At 46.3% G+C, this 18,111-nt stretch carries 22 protein-coding genes and 1 pseudogene; 15 read left to right on the top strand and 8 right to left on the bottom strand.

Annotation, left to right across the window (positions count from 1 at the left end; genetic code table 11):
• Position 1 precedes the first annotated feature (1 nt).
• Complete coding sequence (locus tag R8806_RS04915) at positions 2–448, top strand: hypothetical protein (RefSeq protein WP_075965722.1); 447 nt, start codon at positions 2–4, stop codon at positions 446–448.
• A complete protein-coding gene (locus R8806_RS04910) occupies positions 445–825 on the top strand; it encodes a hypothetical protein (protein WP_008771341.1) in 381 nt (126 codons plus the stop codon). Before R8806_RS04915 ends, R8806_RS04910 begins: the two co-directional genes overlap by 4 nt.
• A 199-nt stretch (positions 826–1,024) precedes the next feature.
• Here the strand turns inward: R8806_RS04910 and R8806_RS04905 are convergent, their stop codons facing one another.
• Positions 1,025–1,240 (bottom strand): hypothetical protein, encoded by a 216-nt coding sequence (locus R8806_RS04905; protein ID WP_183312846.1) that lies wholly within the window; start codon positions 1,238–1,240, stop codon positions 1,025–1,027.
• A 183-nt stretch (positions 1,241–1,423) separates the two neighbouring features.
• On the opposite strand from R8806_RS04905, the gene R8806_RS04900 reads away from it, so the two are divergent.
• The 13 genes from R8806_RS04900 (at position 1,424) to R8806_RS04840 (ending at position 11,074) form a co-directional block, all read left to right on the top strand.
• Positions 1,424–2,275, top strand: coding sequence for a helix-turn-helix domain-containing protein (locus R8806_RS04900; protein ID WP_118146525.1), 852 nt, complete (start codon positions 1,424–1,426; stop codon positions 2,273–2,275).
• A gap of 228 nt (positions 2,276–2,503) precedes the next feature.
• Entirely contained in the window at positions 2,504–3,967 is a 1,464-nt protein-coding gene (mobV, locus tag R8806_RS04895) for a MobV family relaxase (protein WP_151411701.1), read from the top strand.
• Positions 3,968–4,021: 54 nt separating this feature from the next.
• Positions 4,022–5,518 (top strand): OmpA family protein, encoded by a 1,497-nt coding sequence (locus tag R8806_RS04890; protein ID WP_151411628.1) that lies wholly within the window; start codon positions 4,022–4,024, stop codon positions 5,516–5,518.
• A 456-nt stretch (positions 5,519–5,974) separates the two neighbouring features.
• Positions 5,975–6,460 carry a hypothetical protein gene (locus R8806_RS04885; RefSeq protein ID WP_103878043.1) on the top strand — a complete coding sequence of 162 codons (486 nt, stop codon included), beginning with the start codon at positions 5,975–5,977 and terminating at the stop codon, positions 6,458–6,460.
• Positions 6,461–6,465: 5 nt separating this feature from the next.
• The gene (locus R8806_RS04880) at positions 6,466–6,657 is read left to right on the top strand and encodes a hypothetical protein (protein WP_151411621.1); all 192 of its coding nucleotides are present in this window, start codon (positions 6,466–6,468) and stop codon (positions 6,655–6,657) included.
• Between the two features lie 8 nt (positions 6,658–6,665).
• Positions 6,666–7,106: a PcfK-like family protein gene (locus tag R8806_RS04875; protein WP_008771352.1), complete on the top strand. Its 441-nt coding sequence runs from the start codon at positions 6,666–6,668 to the stop codon at positions 7,104–7,106.
• Entirely contained in the window at positions 7,103–8,368 is a 1,266-nt protein-coding gene (locus tag R8806_RS04870) for a PcfJ domain-containing protein (RefSeq protein ID WP_118146529.1), read from the top strand. The genes R8806_RS04875 and R8806_RS04870 overlap by 4 nt, the downstream gene beginning before the upstream one ends.
• Before the next feature lie 526 nt (positions 8,369–8,894).
• The gene (locus tag R8806_RS04865) at positions 8,895–9,206 is read left to right on the top strand and encodes a sulfide:quinone reductase (protein ID WP_120027203.1); all 312 of its coding nucleotides are present in this window, start codon (positions 8,895–8,897) and stop codon (positions 9,204–9,206) included.
• A 5-nt stretch (positions 9,207–9,211) separates the two neighbouring features.
• Positions 9,212–9,544 carry a hypothetical protein gene (locus R8806_RS04860; protein WP_149941805.1) on the top strand — a complete coding sequence of 111 codons (333 nt, stop codon included), beginning with the start codon at positions 9,212–9,214 and terminating at the stop codon, positions 9,542–9,544.
• A gap of 48 nt (positions 9,545–9,592) precedes the next feature.
• Positions 9,593–9,955 (top strand): hypothetical protein, encoded by a 363-nt coding sequence (locus R8806_RS04855; RefSeq protein ID WP_149941806.1) that lies wholly within the window; start codon positions 9,593–9,595, stop codon positions 9,953–9,955.
• Positions 9,956–9,966: 11 nt separating this feature from the next.
• The gene (locus R8806_RS04850; RefSeq protein WP_008997478.1) at positions 9,967–10,218 is read left to right on the top strand and encodes a hypothetical protein; all 252 of its coding nucleotides are present in this window, start codon (positions 9,967–9,969) and stop codon (positions 10,216–10,218) included.
• Complete coding sequence (locus R8806_RS04845) at positions 10,212–10,439, top strand: DUF7688 family protein (protein ID WP_151411619.1); 228 nt, start codon at positions 10,212–10,214, stop codon at positions 10,437–10,439. Before R8806_RS04850 ends, R8806_RS04845 begins: the two co-directional genes overlap by 7 nt.
• Before the next feature lie 8 nt (positions 10,440–10,447).
• Positions 10,448–11,074: a hypothetical protein gene (locus R8806_RS04840; protein ID WP_151411615.1), complete on the top strand. Its 627-nt coding sequence runs from the start codon at positions 10,448–10,450 to the stop codon at positions 11,072–11,074.
• Positions 11,075–11,111: 37 nt separating this feature from the next.
• On the opposite strand, the pseudogene R8806_RS04835 reads toward R8806_RS04840, so the two are convergent.
• The 7 genes and pseudogenes from R8806_RS04835 to R8806_RS04805 all read right to left on the bottom strand — a co-directional run bounded on the left by R8806_RS04835 (position 11,112) and on the right by R8806_RS04805 (position 18,108).
• A pseudogene (locus R8806_RS04835) lies at positions 11,112–11,941 on the bottom strand (phosphoribosyltransferase).
• 49 nt (positions 11,942–11,990) lie between these two features.
• On the bottom strand, positions 11,991–13,064 hold the full coding sequence (locus R8806_RS04830) for a nucleotidyl transferase AbiEii/AbiGii toxin family protein (RefSeq protein WP_151411607.1): 1,074 nt from the start codon (positions 13,062–13,064) through the stop codon (positions 11,991–11,993).
• A complete protein-coding gene (locus R8806_RS04825) occupies positions 13,061–13,783 on the bottom strand; it encodes a DUF6577 family protein (RefSeq protein ID WP_103878051.1) in 723 nt (240 codons plus the stop codon). The genes R8806_RS04830 and R8806_RS04825 overlap by 4 nt, the downstream gene beginning before the upstream one ends.
• A gap of 200 nt (positions 13,784–13,983) precedes the next feature.
• Positions 13,984–15,696, bottom strand: a complete 1,713-nt coding sequence (locus tag R8806_RS04820) for a zincin-like metallopeptidase domain-containing protein (protein WP_151411601.1) — start codon at positions 15,694–15,696, stop codon at positions 13,984–13,986.
• Positions 15,697–15,701: 5 nt separating this feature from the next.
• Complete coding sequence (locus tag R8806_RS04815; RefSeq protein ID WP_151411599.1) at positions 15,702–16,313, bottom strand: hypothetical protein; 612 nt, start codon at positions 16,311–16,313, stop codon at positions 15,702–15,704.
• A gap of 83 nt (positions 16,314–16,396) precedes the next feature.
• Entirely contained in the window at positions 16,397–16,570 is a 174-nt protein-coding gene (locus R8806_RS04810) for a hypothetical protein (protein WP_165859726.1), read from the bottom strand.
• A complete protein-coding gene (locus R8806_RS04805; RefSeq protein WP_151411597.1) occupies positions 16,570–18,108 on the bottom strand; it encodes a glucosaminidase domain-containing protein in 1,539 nt (512 codons plus the stop codon). The genes R8806_RS04810 and R8806_RS04805 overlap by 1 nt, the downstream gene beginning before the upstream one ends.
• Positions 18,109–18,111: the final 3 nt, after the last annotated feature.

The following is an 18,111-nucleotide window of genomic DNA, read 5'->3' as shown; positions in this document are numbered from 1 at the left end:
TATGCTACAACTTTTTTACGATGACTTTCTCTCCTTTGTGCCGCTCCAGCTTCCGCAGTTGCTGGATGTAACCACAATGGAACAGCCGCAGTTCTATGACGATTACGTCCTCCTTTCGTTTCCGCTTGCCGACCCATACGATCTGGAAGAAGTGATGGACATCTTCGAGGACGACATGGAGCTGATAACCCTTTATCATCATATTCCTTCAAGCGCAACGACATTCGGAAGCAGCACCTGTGCCTATTCCAATCCGGCTTTCGGACAGATGTTCAAGATGAACGCGAGAGTTTCTGATACCGGCAAGGTTGACCGCATTGATGTGACCATCTATGAATCCCTGGAGTTCATGTGTTCTGACATCTGTCTTGACTTGAAACTTCACGAAAAGACCGGTCATTTCAAGTACCGCAAGACCAAGGAGGAGTTGCTTGCCGAATTTATATGAGACGGACGATTTACCTGCAAATGCTATACATTATTAATATGTACAGGAGTTGGATAGTCGTTGATGACGGATATGGATACAGGCAAAGTGTCGTGTTCAGACGGGGCAGACCGGTTTCCTGCGTGTGCCGTATGCTCCGGCTCCGTTCCACTTATAAGCACAATGGCTATGAGCGTGGCACGAAATGGAGCATATCCGAATACGAGTTGGACAAGGCATTGGCAAGGTATCGTCAAAAGAATCACGAGCTAAAGGCACGGCTTAAAAAGGGAGCGTCATATCTCGAAGCCAAGGATGTGGAAGCCATTATAGAGATTGCCACCTATGGGCTGGTCAAACTGGAACTGACCGAACTGCCATTATTCAAACAATACTGATTACACAAAGGATTACGATTATGATTTTGATTGTCATCGAAATGTTATTTCCGGCATTGCTCATTATACTGCCCATGTCATTGCACAGGAGCAACCTGTTTTTTATGGCAAAGTTTTACCTCAGAATGGCGGGTAGCGAGAGTGCAAGGAAACTCTATGTGCAGTGTATGCTTATCTTCCTCCTGCTATATCACTATGTCTATGCAGGCGGACACTTCGGAGAGTGGGGAGTTCTGATATCCACCATACCCTGTGCCGTTCTGTTCTCGTTCAGACGTGCCGACAGGTGGATGCACAGACTCCACGAGGATAAGAAAAGGATCGTTATGGCAGCCTTGATTACATTGGTCATCTGCGCTGTACCACATCTGCACACCACGGCGTTCACGCTTGCCTTTCTTCTTTTGGCTGCCATGTTCTATCCCTCTTGCCGTGTGTTAGCCGAATGGCAGGATGAAGACACGCGCAAGCATTTGAAAGAAAATCCAAAAACAATGTCCGAACATTACTACTGACATCATCACGCGAAACTGCCACGAATAAGTGGATAGTGGCAGGTTGATAGAATCCACATATAGTCAAATAAAAATCAAATGAAATGATGAAAGACAAGAATAGAGCCGCCAATCAGGTATTGGCAGATATGATGTTTTTCGACTACCTCAAAGAGAAAGTCGGTGAACGGAAGACAAAGACCGGTGCTTACTACGACCTGTTGGAGAAAGCAACGGCAGGTTTTATCGCTCCCTTTTTGAAGAACCACGAGTATGTGTTGCAGGCTGACCAGTGTCATGTGACCATTTCAGACCTTGCGGTGGAATGGCATTGGCACAGGGCTACCGTCAGGGCGTTCCTTGACAAACTGGAGGAGATGGGATATATTCGTCGGACAAGGTTCGCAAAGAGTGTGGTCATTACCGTGACTTTTGCGCCATTCTCCAGTGGCGAAACTACTGCCTCTTATACCGGTCATACAGGGTCCGGACTTGCCGATGATTTGGACAAGGCTTTGTCCGAATGGATAAATGGCAATCTGTCTGACGAAGATATGGGAGAGATTTGTGGACAGTATCATGAAGCCGGGCGGAAACGGCTTGCCGATGAATCCGGCAAAGTTCATTCGGGCGACAAGCCGGCAATAAAGGCAGGTGCAGAAACGGAGTTAGCCCAAGAGATTGTCGAACGTGTAGCCGTAGCCGGACTGAAACGCGCCATACGAAATTCGCGCTTCGATGACCCGACCGATTTCCTGGAGTTCTTTCACAAAGAACTGGAAGGTGACTGGACTTCACTTTTGGAGGCATCCAAGATAATCGCCAAGATGATTCTGGACGCTGGAAACGACGGCGCGGCCAATAGTTCGAGCGAAACGGATATGCTTGCCACGCTCCGACAGCCGTTTAGGGCGTTGTGGGCAAAGTATCAGGAGCGTGATTCCACCCTTTTATAGACTTCACAACCGGTGTTGTAAGTCAAAAGACTATTGTATAACCACGGACGAGCCGTGATGCTCTACACTTGTAGGCTTGCCATTTTAAGCGTGCAGCAGTGCTTGCACGTTGACCAAACAGAGGGAAGCATGGGTAACTCAATACCCCACACGACTACGGTCGGTGGGAGCGGTTGCCGGACAAGCAGCAAGCTGGGGCAAATCGGTTGTCCGATAAAAACGGATAATATGGCTGAAAAATCATGGCAGGTGATGCACATGAACGTGATGAAAGGCATAACCACCGCCCAAAGCAACGAACACCAGCGCAACTGGACCGAACGGGGCTGGGACTTCGCCCTGGAAAAAGGAAGGTATGACCGTCAAAGGGAACGCCTGAATTTTGAGGTTGTCAAGGGCGGCAAGATTCAAGAAATAGACAAGAGGCAGTCCATTCCGGAACGGATGGCTGAAAGCCTTTTGCAACGTGGCATAAAAGATCCGAATGAGGGTCTGGCCGAGCCGAAATACCGGACTGTCGTGGATTTTATTCTGAGCGGTTCACAGAATACGATACGGCAACTGGCATTCGGGGATCAGGACGTGGTATATGAACCCGGCAATAATTTGGAAAATGCCACGCTCAAAAGAATGCCCGAAATAGAACAATGGGCAAAGGATATGTACTGGTTTATGAGTGAGCGTTTCGGTGAGGAGAATATCGTCGGTTGTTATGTACATCTTGACGAACTCTCTCCACATATGCACCTTACCTTATTGCCAATCCAAGACGGTAAGTTTGCGTTCAAGAAGATGTTTGCAGGAAAGGACAAGCTGGAGTTCTCGGCAAGGACGAAGAAGTTGCATGACGAGCTTGCGGAAGTGAACAGAAAGTGGAATCTGAAAAGGGGCAGGAATATTTCCGAGACCGGTGCAAAACATCGCACCACTGAAGAATACCGCCGACACCTATCGGAAGAATGTACCAATATAGAGGAACAGGTTGTCCAACACAAAAAAGCACTGTCCGACCTTAAAGTGGAAATAAGTCTGGCAGAGCGCAGGGTGAAAGGCTTGACCTCAATGGTGGACAACCTCAGAAAGGCGAAAGCGGAAAAGGAATCCCAACTATCGGCATTGGAACGCACCCTTCAATCCCATCAGGGAGATACGGCTACCATTATAGCCGAGAGGGAACGGTTGGAAAAAGAACTGGCTTCTATCCAAATAAAACTGGAAGACAAGCAGGATAAGCTACGGACGGCTGACCAACAGCTTGAAGCCCTTAAAAGGGACATGGATGCCATTGGCGAGCGCACGGAGGAACTGAAAGGCGAAGCCTATAAGTACAGCCGTGAAATCCATTCCAACGTGGATGTGCTGCTCAAAGATGTAATGCTGGAAACATTGGTTGGAGAGCATTCGGAAAGAGTGGCTGAAATGGGAGCTGCGGAACAATCCGTCTTTGACGGTTCTTTGTTGCAGAGCCTGACCGAGCAAGGGGCGGAAGTGATGCACTGCGCCACGCTCCTCTTCCTTGGTATGGTCAACGATGCCACTACATTTGCAGAAACGCATGGCGGTGGAGGAAGCAAAAGCAACCTTAAATGGGGAAAGGATGATGACGAGGATAACCGTGCGTGGGCAAGGCGTTGCATGATGATGGCAAGCAGAATGATGCGACCAGCTTCCGGCAAGAAGCAAAAGAGGTAATCGGCAGAATATGTTTTTCTGCAATGGATAACAAAACAAAATAATGCGTTGAATATGACAAAGAAAATATTTTTAATTCTGGCAGTGGCAGGTATGGGCTGTTCACTGCAAATGAAAGCGGCTGTATCACCTGTGACAAAGGACACTGTACAGCTGGAGTCGTACACGGATATCGAACAGATGCTCCGGCCTTTGGAGCCGACTTACCACAAGGGTGTATTCGTGACATCGCCTTGGAACGGTAACTGGTTTGTCAGTCTTCAAGGTGGTGCAAGTGCGTTCATTGGCAAACCTGTTGGTTGTGCCGACTTATTTGACAGGATAAAGCCTACTATTTCCGCATCGCTCGGCAAGTGGTTCACTCCGCAGATCGGAGCAAGAATCGGTTATGGAGGTTGGCAGTTCAAAGACTGCGAACTGGTCACAAATGACTACCATCACTTTCATGCTGACTTGATGTGGAATGTGCTTGGATGTCGGTATGGCAAGGTGGAGAATCCTCGTTGGGGAATCATTCCATACATAGGATTGGGACTATTGCACAATCCGCAGAACGGACATAATCCGTTTGCCGTTTCATACGGAGTACAGGGACAATACCGTATCTGTAAACGGCTGTCTGCATTATTGGAAATTGGCAATATTTCCACATTCCAGGACTTTGACGGCTATGGCAAATCCAATCGTTTCGGAGATAATATACTCTCCGTGTCAGTCGGCTTGTCGTTTACTATTGGAAAGGCCGGCTGGAAACGTGCCGTTGATGCGAGTCCTTACATCCGGCAGAACGAGTGGCTGATTGGTTACGCCACACAGCTATCGGAGAGTAATCGCAGATACACCGGGCAACATGACAGGGCGATGAGAACGATAAACGAATTGAAGAAGATTTTGGAAATTGAGGGTTTGCTTGATAAATATAGCAGGATGTTTGATGACCGGGAGAGTTTGGGCAATGTCTATCCGAGAAACGATTACAGCGGACTGAACTCGCTCCGGGCAAGATTGAAAAACAGGCATTGGGATGGCAAGTCTCCATTGTCCAATGACAGTTTGTTCAGTAAGTCTGAATTTGTCAATGCCATACCCAATAATGACGGTAGCGTTGTAAACGGCTTCTATGTCACAGGTGCCGATTCCCTGCTGTCTCCGGATATGAATAATGACAGCATTTCCATTTATAGCCATTCGGATTATCTCTCCTTTATAGGTTCCGGTAACGAGTGCATCGGTTCACCTGTCTATTTCTTCTTTGAACTCGGCACGGTTCAACTGACCGATAAATCCCAGTTGATCAATCTGGATGAACTGGCGCGTGTGACAAAGAAATACGGATTATCCGTGACTGTTGCAGGTGCGGCTGACGCTGCCACTGGAACTGCCGATATAAACAATAAGTTGAGCGCATCGAGAGCCGATTATATTGCCACGGAGTTGCGCAGGCGCGGAGTGGCCGTTGAAAATATAACAAAGGTCAGTCAAGGAGGTATTTCCAATTATGTACCCACTGAAGCTAACAGACATACCAAAGTCATGCTATATATGAAATAGTAAAGTGTAAGATTCTTTTTGTTCAAATTGATTAGTTAAATGTCAATTCTTTTGAAGGGAGAGCCTGTCCGTGATGGATCGGCTCTCTTGTTTTTGATATAGTACAAATTTATCGCCCCTTATACAAAGGCTGTGCTTTACAAATCATGAACTCCTCCGGCTCATCTTGCCGGCTCTATTTTCCTTTGCAAAGGTACTGCGGTGAGGGAACGCCAAGTACCGCTATGCAGGTCTGCTCGCTAATGGCTTGGTGGACTTGACAACAACTTTCCGCAATTTCCGTCAAGCGTAAATTGGGTATTTCATCAACTCCTCTGCCATTTACTTGTCTTATCCCTCTGTTTCCTCAGTCTCTTGATAGCACGTAAAATTCAGATCCCGACAAGAAAGCCGATAAAGGCTTCAAAATAAGGGAAAAGAAAAAGACAAAAGTTCAACGATTAAAACAGACTGATTATGCACAGCAAGATTTTTCAAATCACGGAAACAAGAGTTGACAGGGACAACTACTTGAACGAGGACACCCTTGAACAAGGGGACGGACACTATTACGACTATTGTTCGGAGATAGACGAGGAAGAACGCAAATTCCATATTGCCAATCTGATAGAAAAGGCATTGCCAAAAGGGATGTTCACTCTTGTGGGAGAAAACACAATCCGATACAATGGCGGTGCGGACAAGTGGAAAAAGGAATTTGTTACAGCCATCCAAGAAAAGGCACAAGCCGTTACCGTTGAAAACTGCATGATGTGGATTGGGGCGGTGTACCAACTTGAAAAATTTCTCAAAAATCCGCTTGACCTCGGTTATCAGTTCTATATGGACGAGCATGGCGTTAATGGCTATGCCGAACAATCGTACTCGTTTTTACAGACGGTCAGCCAGTTCGAGCCGGGAAAACTACTTTACATCGGTGGAGTTATTGACTATCATTTCTAAACGCTATGAGGACAAGACGAATGACAAAGGAACAAGGAAAGCGGTGCAATATCAGCCGATTTTCCAATTTCCACCACACAGGCAGTATTAAAGGAATGAAACGGATGTACTACGGAAACCAAGCACTTTTGGTAAGGTGCGGAGCGTACATATACAATGTTTCAAGTGAACCAAGTATCTATTATCAAGCAAAATAACAGACATTATGAAAGGAACAGAACATTTTAAGCAGGCAATTAAGGCATATCTGGACGAAAGAGCCAAGACCGATGAACTCTTTGCTGTATCGTATGCCAAAGAGAACAAGAATTTGGACGATTGCGTGACATTCATACTCAACCAGGCAATGGCAATCTGTAAAGAGGGCGGTTGCGGTATGACCGATGACGAGGTTTATTCTCTTGGAGTACATTACTATGATGAAGATGATATAGAAGTGGGAAAGGCGGTCAACTGCGGAGTGATAGTCAACCATAGAGTAGAACTATCTCCCGAAGAACAAGCCGAAGCGAGGGAGAATGCACTCAAAGCCTACCAAAACGAGGAACTGCGTAAAATCCAACAGCGAAACAGCAAACCGAAGCCGACCCCGAAAGCGGTCAGACAAGAACCCGAACAACCGACATTATTTGATTTAGGACTATGAGAGCGAAAACGAGATTACAGCATAAGGTAGTAACCGCCAACGGACGGTTACTGCCACAGACAAAGAAGCAGGAGTTATGGGCATTCCGTCAATGTATCAGCCATTACGCATACCGCACCAAAAATGGAGGAACGACCTGTATGGATTGCGGTTATCAATGGAACGAGAGCAACGAAAAGGTGTGCCGTTGCCCACATTGCGGTGCAAGACTGGAGATACTGGACACCAAGTGCAGGACATTCAAGGACAAAGCGTATTATTCCACACTTGCCACACAGGACGGTTTACAGGTACAGCGTGTATTTCTTATGAACGCAAACTTCCGTAAAGGCAAGAAAGCGGAGTATTATTCTATGGAGATTGCACGCTATTGGGTGGATGATAACGGCAAGACGGAGATAACGGCATTGAAACGCACACTCGGACATTACGCAGATACTTTTGTTTTGGACGGCTGTCTGGAGTTACGGAGAGACAACTATGTGTACAGACGGATTGCCGATTGCAAGGTCTATCCATATTATTCTGCCACTCCAAAGTTAAGACGCAACGGATTGCAAGGCTCATTGGCTGACATCGAACCGACACGGCTTATCGAAGCCTTGTTGACAGACAGCAGAGCCGAAACGATGTTCAAGGCAGGCAGGAAAACTGATTTGAACTATTTCCTGCAACATTCAATGTACTTTGATTTGTATTGGAACACTTACAAGATAGTTTTACGCAATGGCTATCATATAACAGATATTTCTCTTTGGATAGATTACATCCGCTTACTTGAAAGGTGTGGCAAGGACATTCACAATGCCCACTATGTCTGTCCATTAGACTTGAAATCCGAACACGACCGCTATCAGGAACGGGCAAGGATTATCCAAGAACGGGAGGAGCGTGAGGAACAAAGAAAAAAGGCAAAGGAGAATGAGGAGCGTTTCAGAGAGTTGAAAAGCAAATTCTTCGGACTGTCATTCACGGATGGACTGATTGTAGTCAGTGTGTTGGAGAGCGTGGATGATTATTACAAGGAGGGAAACGCCCTGCATCATTGTGTCGGACAATGCGAATATTATCTCAAACCGCAGTCGTTGGTGTTTTCTGCACGGATTGACAACCAGCGTGTTGAAACCATTGAATTGAGCCTTGAAACATTCAAGGTATTGCAGTCAAGAGGGCTTTGCAATAAGGCTACGGAATACCACGACCGAATTATCCGGCTTGTTCAGAAGAACGCCCGGCAAATCCGTAAGCGAATGACCGCATAATCTGTTCTGTTCTTTTCGTCAGCCACTTGTTACGACACACATTGTAGCAGGTGGCTTTATGCGTGGCTACGGTAACTTGCTGATTACCGTAGCGATTTCTGTTATATAGGACTTAAATGGGCTTTTATAATGTACTGCATATATATCCTTTTGTATAATGTCGGCAACAAATAAAAACTATTGCCGAATTTATATCCTAAAACCTTTATAGGATAATCTCCCATTATAGTCATCGGAGGATTCTCCTTAGAGCCGGCCATCACGCCACACGGCATTGTTTTATCGTGCAAAGGTACTATGGAGGTAGAATGCCAAGTACCGCCTACGCTAACAATTCAGTGGACTTAACGACAGCTTTCCACGAATGTGCCATTAGTGGTATTTCATTAACTCCCTGTTTGTTTACTTGTCTTATCTCCCTTACACCATAGTCTTTAACGCACATAAAACATATCCTGGTGGCGAAGTTTGACAGCTTCAAGCAAAGGGAAAAGAAAAAAATGTTTAACATCAAAATTCTTTAGAAATGGAGTACAACAATCAATTATCGGAGAATGACAAACGCTTTGCAGACGAGTTCTCAAACTATGTGAACGGAAAAATGGCTTCACCCCGAAAGGTGGGCAAGGCATTGGCGGATGACCACCGCTATTTGGTAAACGAAAAAGCCAAGCTAATGTTCTACTTTATGGAGCAGTTGGCGGAGAACTGGCACAAGGGAAGATATGACCAGCGTAACGAATGGGCGTGCCGTCTGGCAGCGGAAACCATAGACCATTTGGCAGAGAACGACCTCTATCATTTGCCCGAAGAGTATTACGAAAACCATAAACAATAACAAGTATGGGAGCATTGCAAATCACTATTCCAAGATGGAACATAACAGAGTTCAGCGGTTATGAGCCGATAACTACCTTTTGGCAGGACTTCTCAATTGCCGACAAGTTTGGGAACAATGCCATAGCCGACACATACAGGCGAGCCAAGTCTGAATGGAAAGACAACTACAAGTATTGGACGGAACTTTGCCTTGTCCTCAATCACAAGATATGGCAGTGGCACGAGAGAGACAACCAAAGAGCCATTCTCTATGACAAACTGTGGAGGGAAGCGGATGCAATGACCGCTGAATGGTCGGACGAGGAACAGGAATATTATTTTGAGATAACGGATTAAATCAACCAGTGGGGAGATTGGAGAGGTCTCCCCACAAAAACAAAGAGTATGACTACCCAAGAACAGATACGGAAAGTAACGGACATTGCCCAAGAAAAAGGCTGGAGCATAAGCGTTGAAGACGAGAACAAGACAAGCATACAATTTGAGTTTCAACGCTATACCAAATACGGGCAGGATTTCAATTTCAATGCCGATATGCTGGATGAAGACATCGACACGCTTATTGCCGGTATGAAGCGATATTACGAGGACTTTGACCCGGATTATGAAGCCTATTTGTGGATTGGCGATGACGGACACGGCAGAAATGGCGCACCTTATCATATCAAGGATATTGTGTCGGATATGGAAGATGCCGAAGAACAGATATACGAGTTGCTGCAAGCACTTGAAGTTGAATTTATCTAATGTTTACAACTATGACTTTATCGGACAAATCATATTACAGAAGACTTTGCAGGAACATCCTTGCAGACCGCTTTAACTGGCGAAAATACTGCACACCGAGCCTTTATTTTGGCAGGGAAATATGTGTTACGCCGCTTCATTGTTCCTACGGACAAATCGGCTACACCATCAATTTTCCCTATACTAATGCACCGGAAGTGGAGTATGATTGGGAAATGAACAAACTTACCATTGATGATGAAAATTGGAAATTGGTATGTTAGACGAAATCAGACAAAACGGCAAAACAGTGTTGTCAGGAGAGGATGGGTTTTCAATGCCCATGTTTTTCAACAACTTGTGCGGTAAAAACTTTTCAGACGAGAAGTACCGGGATTATATCAAATACATAGCTTTCGGAGAAATGGGTTTCAAGCCCGGAGAAATCACACTCTACCGTAACGGAGTACAGGTAAGGACGGGTAAAATAAATATTGAAAAATAGGTACGGATATGGAAACGACAACTATTCATCCTGCGGAGAGCTATCTTCGCAACGAAACCAATCCTTCGTCTCTATATGTGAGGATTGCAGGAAAACGCAGACGCTTGTTCATCAATAGGGACAGGGGTATTATTGGCATTATCGCGCCCGGCAAAAGGACAAAAGGTTATGTATTCACAGATTGGTCAGGCATCGAGCAGATATACTATCCCTCGCAAGAGCAGGAGGCGAATACGGACAGGAAACTCATTCTGAAATATCAGAAACTTGCCCGGCTTGCCACACATACAAATTCCTGGCTTCGTGACATCGCAAATGCGGATTTGGATAAATCCCTTTACGAGAACCACATCACGACCGGAACACGCATTGACGGCAAATGTATTGGGCTTGCCACTATCGAAAAATATTGTGGGACGGCATCTATGCAGCGTTTCAGAGAGGCGATGAAGAACAAAGAGAGTTTTTTCACTTGTCGCTTTGATTTTTGCGGTTATGACGGAACGCTTTGGTGTGAGCCACGGGACAATGGCGATATGTCGGCAGGCTTCAGCAAAGAATACCGGAATTGTGGCAACGGCTATTACTATCTGCTTATCAACGATGAATACGTGATAGGCTATGATATTGACTGACTATATAGCTACAACAATCCAACCGCAAAGAAAGAGACTAATTTGATTTGGAAAAGCGGGTAATATAGTCACCCCACACCTCCAATTTGACAATCAGCGGATGCGGCAAAGTGATAGTCTTGCCATAGAAAATGGCAGCTACCACCTTGCCACCGCACCGTTCTATCTCCTCCTTGTAGTCGGTCATACTTTGCCCGGTAGTCAGTACATCGTCAACAATAATAACATCTTTCCCTTTTATATCTCCTGTGATTCGGTAATTCCGTTCAAGTATTCGATTCTCATAACCTTTGGCTTCATGCAAACATTCACGAGGCTCGAACACATCAACATCGTATAATCCTGATGTCGAATCCGGACAATGGGTACAGACATACCAGTTCAAACGCTTGAATCGCTGGATATATTTGAACTCATCGCTACAAGGCATGAACATGATATGAAAATGGTGGTCATCCATTTGTAAGGCGTTCATGCAAGATTTGAAAAACTCAATGCCGTGTATTTTTCCCTCCTTGAACTCATAGACTGAATGGCAGAACGCCTGCTGATCATCGTTGAGAAACGGTTTGTACCGGGACGGATAATATTGCCCATAGAATACTACTTTTGTACCGTGCAATTTGAATGGTTTGAGTGGTGGCTGTTCTTTGAATAAATCCGGATGTAAACAACAGAACATACGACAAGCATCCCGATGACCGGCTCTTACCGCCAAACGGCATAAACGGTCACGTTCATCCTCCTTCTCGGTCTTTTGCGCAGCTAAAAACGCCGTTTCTCCGGCTTTCCGCCGCCAATATCCAACGATAACCATAGGACACTGATAACACCGAGCAGGATTACAAATACCAGCCTTTCGTTCATATTGACCGTGAATTATGTAAGGAATAGCCTTCGTGCTGTTTACAAAAAATCATACTTCCAACAGTTCACTCGTCTTTGCCCAATAATAGAAGGCTTCCGGTAGATTGCTTTTCAACTTGTTCAGTTTGTTGGTCAGCGAAGGTCGAATAACCAAATCCTTGATGTCAACCGGATTGTTTGAATAGCGTTCCACTTCTGTGACTCCCTTTTCAATCAGCGTGGCTAAATAAGCCGCCCGTGCCGCATCAATAATAGCATTGTCTATCAGATACCGTTGTTTGTACATAAATGACTTTACACGGATGATTCCGTCTTGTATCAAGTTGAAATCACCTTCTCCGGATTTACCTCGTGTGGAGATACAGAGTGCCGTCTGACGGATGTCGTTGAAGACCTGTCCGATATCCGTTCCCAAAGACCGGTACGAGAGTTCGACTACCGCAATCTTGCGGAAAGCCTCTGCGGTAATCTGCAATCCTGAAACATTTTCAAACAACCGCCCCACGTCATAAAGTTGCTTGGCTATCTCCATCGAACAGGACCTGCCGTTCTTGTAATAAGGTATTCCGGTAGTGTTGGGAGCGAAAGCTGTCAGTTTATCCCCTAAAATATCTTCTGCGGACGGAACAGTCACCATTAACGGTTCTCCCTCCAGCCGTATGAACGGGCAATCAATGGCTATTTGCCGGGTTTGGAAATAATGAATGTCCTCGTACAATACGTCCAGCAGAATATAGGATTGGGCGTCCGTGTCGTTCCGGTAAGCTATCTGATAGAAAAACTTGGAATGGCTTTTAGGTATGTCCGCGTCGTCCCTTTGCTTGCGCTCCACGAGTTCCAGATTGATAAAGCCAAAATCGGCAAACGATTTCAGATAGTCCTCTATATTGGTTCCGGGAGGACAGATGACATCAATGTCGATTGATAGACGATGGGCAGATTTCCCAAGGATGAGCATAAGTGCTGTGCCACCCTTGAAGACGAGAGGACACCCGGCTTTAACCAACATTTCAAGCAGGGACAAGGCACGGATTACTTTCTCTATGAGGTTCTTGTCATTGTAGTGCAGTTCGGATGCAACCTGTTCAATCCATTCTGTCGTAAAACACTCTTTCTTTATCATTGTATGTTCAAGTTTTCTAAAATTGACGATAATTCTTTCTTCACTTTACGCCTGTCGGCATACCTGAAAAGCCTGTTCCTGTTGATTGTGTACAGGTTAAAAGCGTTTTCTATGATACGGTCACTCTCACTGCCTTGCAGGTAGAAAAAGTCCGTATCTCTCAATATATCCACTAACAGTTTTTCCAACGTGGGCATAGGTACGCCGGATACTTCTTGCAAGGGAGCTTCCGAAACAAGGTTTTTCACGAAAATGACACGACTGTCCATATCCACATATCGGTATATCATATTTTTGTCCGGTCGCAAGTAAACATCATGGTTCTTGTCTTTCAGGAAATTGAAAACGGTTTCTGCCGAATCCCTGTCCGTTTCCACGTAGATGATGCGGTTGGATGAAAGGTGATGTTGCAAAGGGGCTATGATGTCCCCTTGATAAACACAGAATTTCGCAAACGGAAAATCCGATTGCAACAAACCGTAAACCTCCTTCACTTCCTCTATCGGTTGGGGTGAAAAGACCTGCTTCATCACTTTGGCATACGTTCCCCGCCCGGTTCTGACCAGTACATTTTCATTCACGAGCTTGAACAGATACCAGGACAAAGAAGACTTTTTGATGCCTGTCTTCTCTTGTAGATAAGCAAACAAATCTCCTAAACTAAAGTCATGATGAACTTCAGCATAGTCAAGTATGAATGTTGTCGTCTCGTTGCTCATGTGATTATTATTCCTTTCTTCGACTGCAAAGGTAACAAATTTTCGGCACTAATTCAGAATAGTGCCGATATTTTGCGACTAATTAAGGTGAAAAATCTCTCATTTTTGTGTAAGTAGGACTTATCAGTGGGACTAAACCAATTCAGCCGCAGAGAGGATGACTCTCTACGGCTGAACAGAACAGATAGCAGACTTTATACTCAGCGGTGCATCCCGCCGCTGTATTCCACCTCCTCTTTTTGATATTGCTCCATTTCATTCAGTTTTTCATTGACGGATTGGAGATTGGAATCGAGCGAATTGTCGTGGTCGTATGGGAAACTGTGACTGACGGCAAGTCCGGCATTGGTCGCCGTGCCGACATCAAGGGTGTCGGCATCCCTGTTATACCCGATATGGAGAATATCTCCGCTCGGCATTTCAAGGACAGGAGTACGCTGCCTTGTCATCGCAGAGAACTGCTCGGCCGCCATGTCTTTGGCAACCTCTTTTATGTCACTGCTTGCCAGCCGGACACCATACCGTGTAATATGGTCACGGATTTCCTGCTCCGAGTATTTCAGCATCACCTCGTAAGTTCCTCCCACGCAGTTGTTATAGACCACGGCAAAATCCTTGTCTTCTATCAGCAGGTCATCACCCTTGTTCTGGCGAGGAGAGGCAAAGGTATATTGCTCGTTGATTCCATCGCCGTCATAATACTCCTTGGCAAGCCGGAGCAATCCCTCATAATCGCCTTTCTCCCGAAGCGCATCCAGTCGTGAGGTGTCATCGGTGGATTGCAGATAGGCTACGGAAGAGTAGAACACCTTTCCTTCGGGTACGGACTGTTTGACCTCATTCCGCTGTCCGTTATCCTGCTGCACCTTGCTATTCTGTTCCAATTCCTGCACTATTTTATCCACATTCTGCGTAACGAGCGAGGTAGCCCTGTTTACATCCAGAAGTGTGGTCTTGATAAACTGGGGCGATTCCTTCAAGTGGTCCAGCCAGGATTTCAGATAAGCGCAGCTCTCTTCTTTCAATGCCTTGCTCATACCGTAACGCTGTGCCACCAATGCGCTGCCTAATTCTGCCACCAGTTCCTCACGGGCGTATTCGTCCGAACCGAAACCGGACGGTTTGATACGGTCGAGTTGCCCCTCAATGCCCGTGCTGTGGGTCATCTCATGCCAAAGAGTACCATAATAGGATTCGCCGTCCTTGAACTGGGATTTTTCGGGAACCACAATCTCGTTCTTGGAAATGGAAAAGTATGCCTTGTCCTGGTGCATCGGCTTGATCGGGCAAATCCAGCGGTTATCTCGAATCATCACATCCATCGGTTCAAAAGACATCTTCTCGCTTTCATCCAACTTTACGGCATCCCCATTCGCCAGCTTGTTCCAAAGTTCCGGACGGGCTTCCTGAAGATTGGTTTGGGCTACATTGAATACCCGGAAGACCTGCATCTTCGGATATACATTGTACATCTTCTTCTCTTCATCGGAGAGTTTCTTAAAATCGTCATACTTGATCTTCTCCTTGGTCTCCTTGTGGATGCAGGTAAAGGTAGTGAGCATCACGGGGAAGGATTTTTCGCCCTTGTTCACTGAAACTCTTGGCAGCTCCACGCCCTCCTTTGCCTGCTTTTCGGACGGTTTGTTCATCCGTTGCACGCAGTCAAAGGTGCAGAAACGCGGTATCTTGTAGCCCTCGTTCTCGCAATGAAGAAGCAACATCAGCGCGTTCATCCCATTATACTCACGTCCGGACAGATTCTTCGGCCACCCTAAACTACCCTCGGTAATCCACGGTTTCGTCCAGTCCTTGCTGATGGTCTCGATACGCTCGATCATCATTTCCGCAAAGAGGTCAAGAGCCTTGTCCTCCGCGGACGGACCGTCATTGCTGTTTTTCCTGTAACCGGCCATGACTGTCAGTTGTTAGGGTTATACGGCTGTTTCACATATTCCGACATTTCCGATACCTTGCAGGCAATGTTCAGCTTGTCGTTATAGACGGACAGCTCCAGTTCACCTTTGGCCTCAATGCCGGTCTGCGGTTGTAGCCACTCCTCACGTTCACGGTCAAAGCCTAAGAAGCGTACCCACAGGTACTCGAAGCCGTCATTGACCTTTTCCGCGGAAAATGCGGAGAACTGCAAGAAATTCTTGCCTTTCTTGTCTGTCTTCTCCTCGATGTTCTTGCCTGTCTTTCCACGGAAGTGCATTTCGCCCTTAATGGAATCCTCGTTTGAAGCCACGGTAAGATTGACCGATGAAGCCGACATATTGAAATAGAGATTGTCTCCACGCTTCTTGAAAGTCAATACACCGGAAATTTCCACTCTCTTGCCTACGGTATAGTCAGCCCGGTTGTATTCCTCCCCATCCTTGGCAACAGAGATTTCCACCGTTTTGTTAATACCGTTTCTTGCCGGAATCACGCAATTTACGGCAAATGCCGTGAATGCCTTGTTCTCATTGTTGGTGCGCACTACAGCCGCCTTGCTGATGGTTCCGCACACTGTTACGTTACACTTAATCATATTGCTTGTAGTTTTATTTTAACCAAGACCATTTGACCGGAATATCCTATTAAATGTGAACTACCTGCATATACGTTCCGTCTTTAATCGGGCGCACGGATTTTAATCCAGACTATCCCTGACGCAATGACAACCTGCACACCCACAATCACGAGTGTCACCACCAAGCCGAACAGCCGATAGCATACGAGGGTGTGCAGTCCTGCAAGGGACAGCCCGACGACTAACAATCCTATTTCCATCATCACGCGTTTCATTATCTTCTGATTTGTTCGTTCTGGCTCTGCTGTTCCGACATTCCCTGCTCGAAGTTTTGTGAAGCCTGTTGTGAAAGGACAATGGCATTGACCATTCCTGCCACTCGCATACGCTTGCTTTTCTCCGAGAGTTCAGGATTATTCAAAGTGGCAGACATCCGGCTCAACTCAACGGTACTGAGTTCCCGTGAGACTTGCACGGTACCGTTGTCTGCCTGCAATACGGCTTTGTTGTTCTCTCCGATGACAAGGGCACAGCTTCTCATGTGGGGCAACAATGAAGTCAGTTCCACCTTCCGGCTACCTGCCATTTCAGAAATAGCTTCTTTCTGTTCCTCTTCGTTCTTGTTGTCAATGACTACCGCCAGCATCATCAGCGAGGAAAAGGCTTTGACCACCATATCCATAATCGGGTCATTCGTTCCTGAAAGTCCGACACCGCTGTCTTCCGATGATAACAGTTTCTTCATCCACTCTTCAGGACTTTGTGATTTTGTTTCCTGGGGAGTGGCAGTAACCTCCGTTTTGTATTTAGCCAACAGGTCGTTGCCATTATGCAAGGCTTGCAGTTTGATGTTTCCCTTTTGGGCGATGTCTGCCAGATAGATTGCGGGGTCAATGTCTCGCTTTTGTCCGTCAGCGGTAATCTGTGCCACTCCGAAATGCAGGTGTTCGCCCGTAGTCCGTGTGCCGGTGTTGCCTGACATACCAAGTCTCTGTCCGGCTTGCACCTTGTCACCCACCTTGACATCAACAGAGAACAGATGCATATAAGTGTTCTGTATCTTGTTTCCGTCAGCCCTCTCGTATTCAATGGTTACGGACTTGCCTCCGGCGGTTTTGGCATTTTGGTTTACTGCCACCACTTTGCCGTTATTCTCGGTAGCCAACACCGCATCGCCCTTACAACGGATGTCCATACCCTTGTGCATTTGCTGTTTGTCAGCATCCATAGGGTCGGTACGCATTCCAAACGGTGAAGTGACAAACAGGAACTCTTCGCGCTCGACCGGGAATGAATAGGCGTTTGTCGTAACCGCTTGTCCGGTTCCTGTTTCCAGTCCTTTTGCCTTCATTTCTGCCATGACTATCCGGTCATACTTCTGCAGCCCGTTTGCTTCAATGATTTTTTGCAGACTTTGGGCATAATTGCCGCCACTTGCATACCCGGCCTTGGCAAGTCCTTCCGTCCAACCCTTGTAATCGTCAGGAGACAGGTCAAAACATTCCGCGTACCGTTTGTTCTCTACAAGGAATTTGGAGTGATGCTCGTAAGAATCGCCCACGCTGTCGTAGCTGCAAAACTTCTCATTGGGCTTGTCATCGGTGTAAATACCGTATTTGCCACCTTGCGCAATCCATCCCGGAGTGGCTTTGATACCGAAATGGTTGTTCTCGTTCAGGGCCATACGGCTTTGCCCGTTGCTGCTCTCCAGTATGCCCTGTGCCAAGGTCACGGAAGCCGGGATGCCGTATTTGCGCATCTGTTCCATCGCAAAAACGGCGTATTTTTCCGCATATTCTTTATTCTTGCTCATTGC

This window comes from Butyricimonas faecihominis (assembly GCF_033096445.1).
GTDB lineage: Bacteria > Bacteroidota > Bacteroidia > Bacteroidales > Marinifilaceae > Butyricimonas > Butyricimonas faecihominis.
Note: the sequence above shows the minus strand (reverse complement) of the source record. Positions and strands in the feature narration are given on the sequence as shown.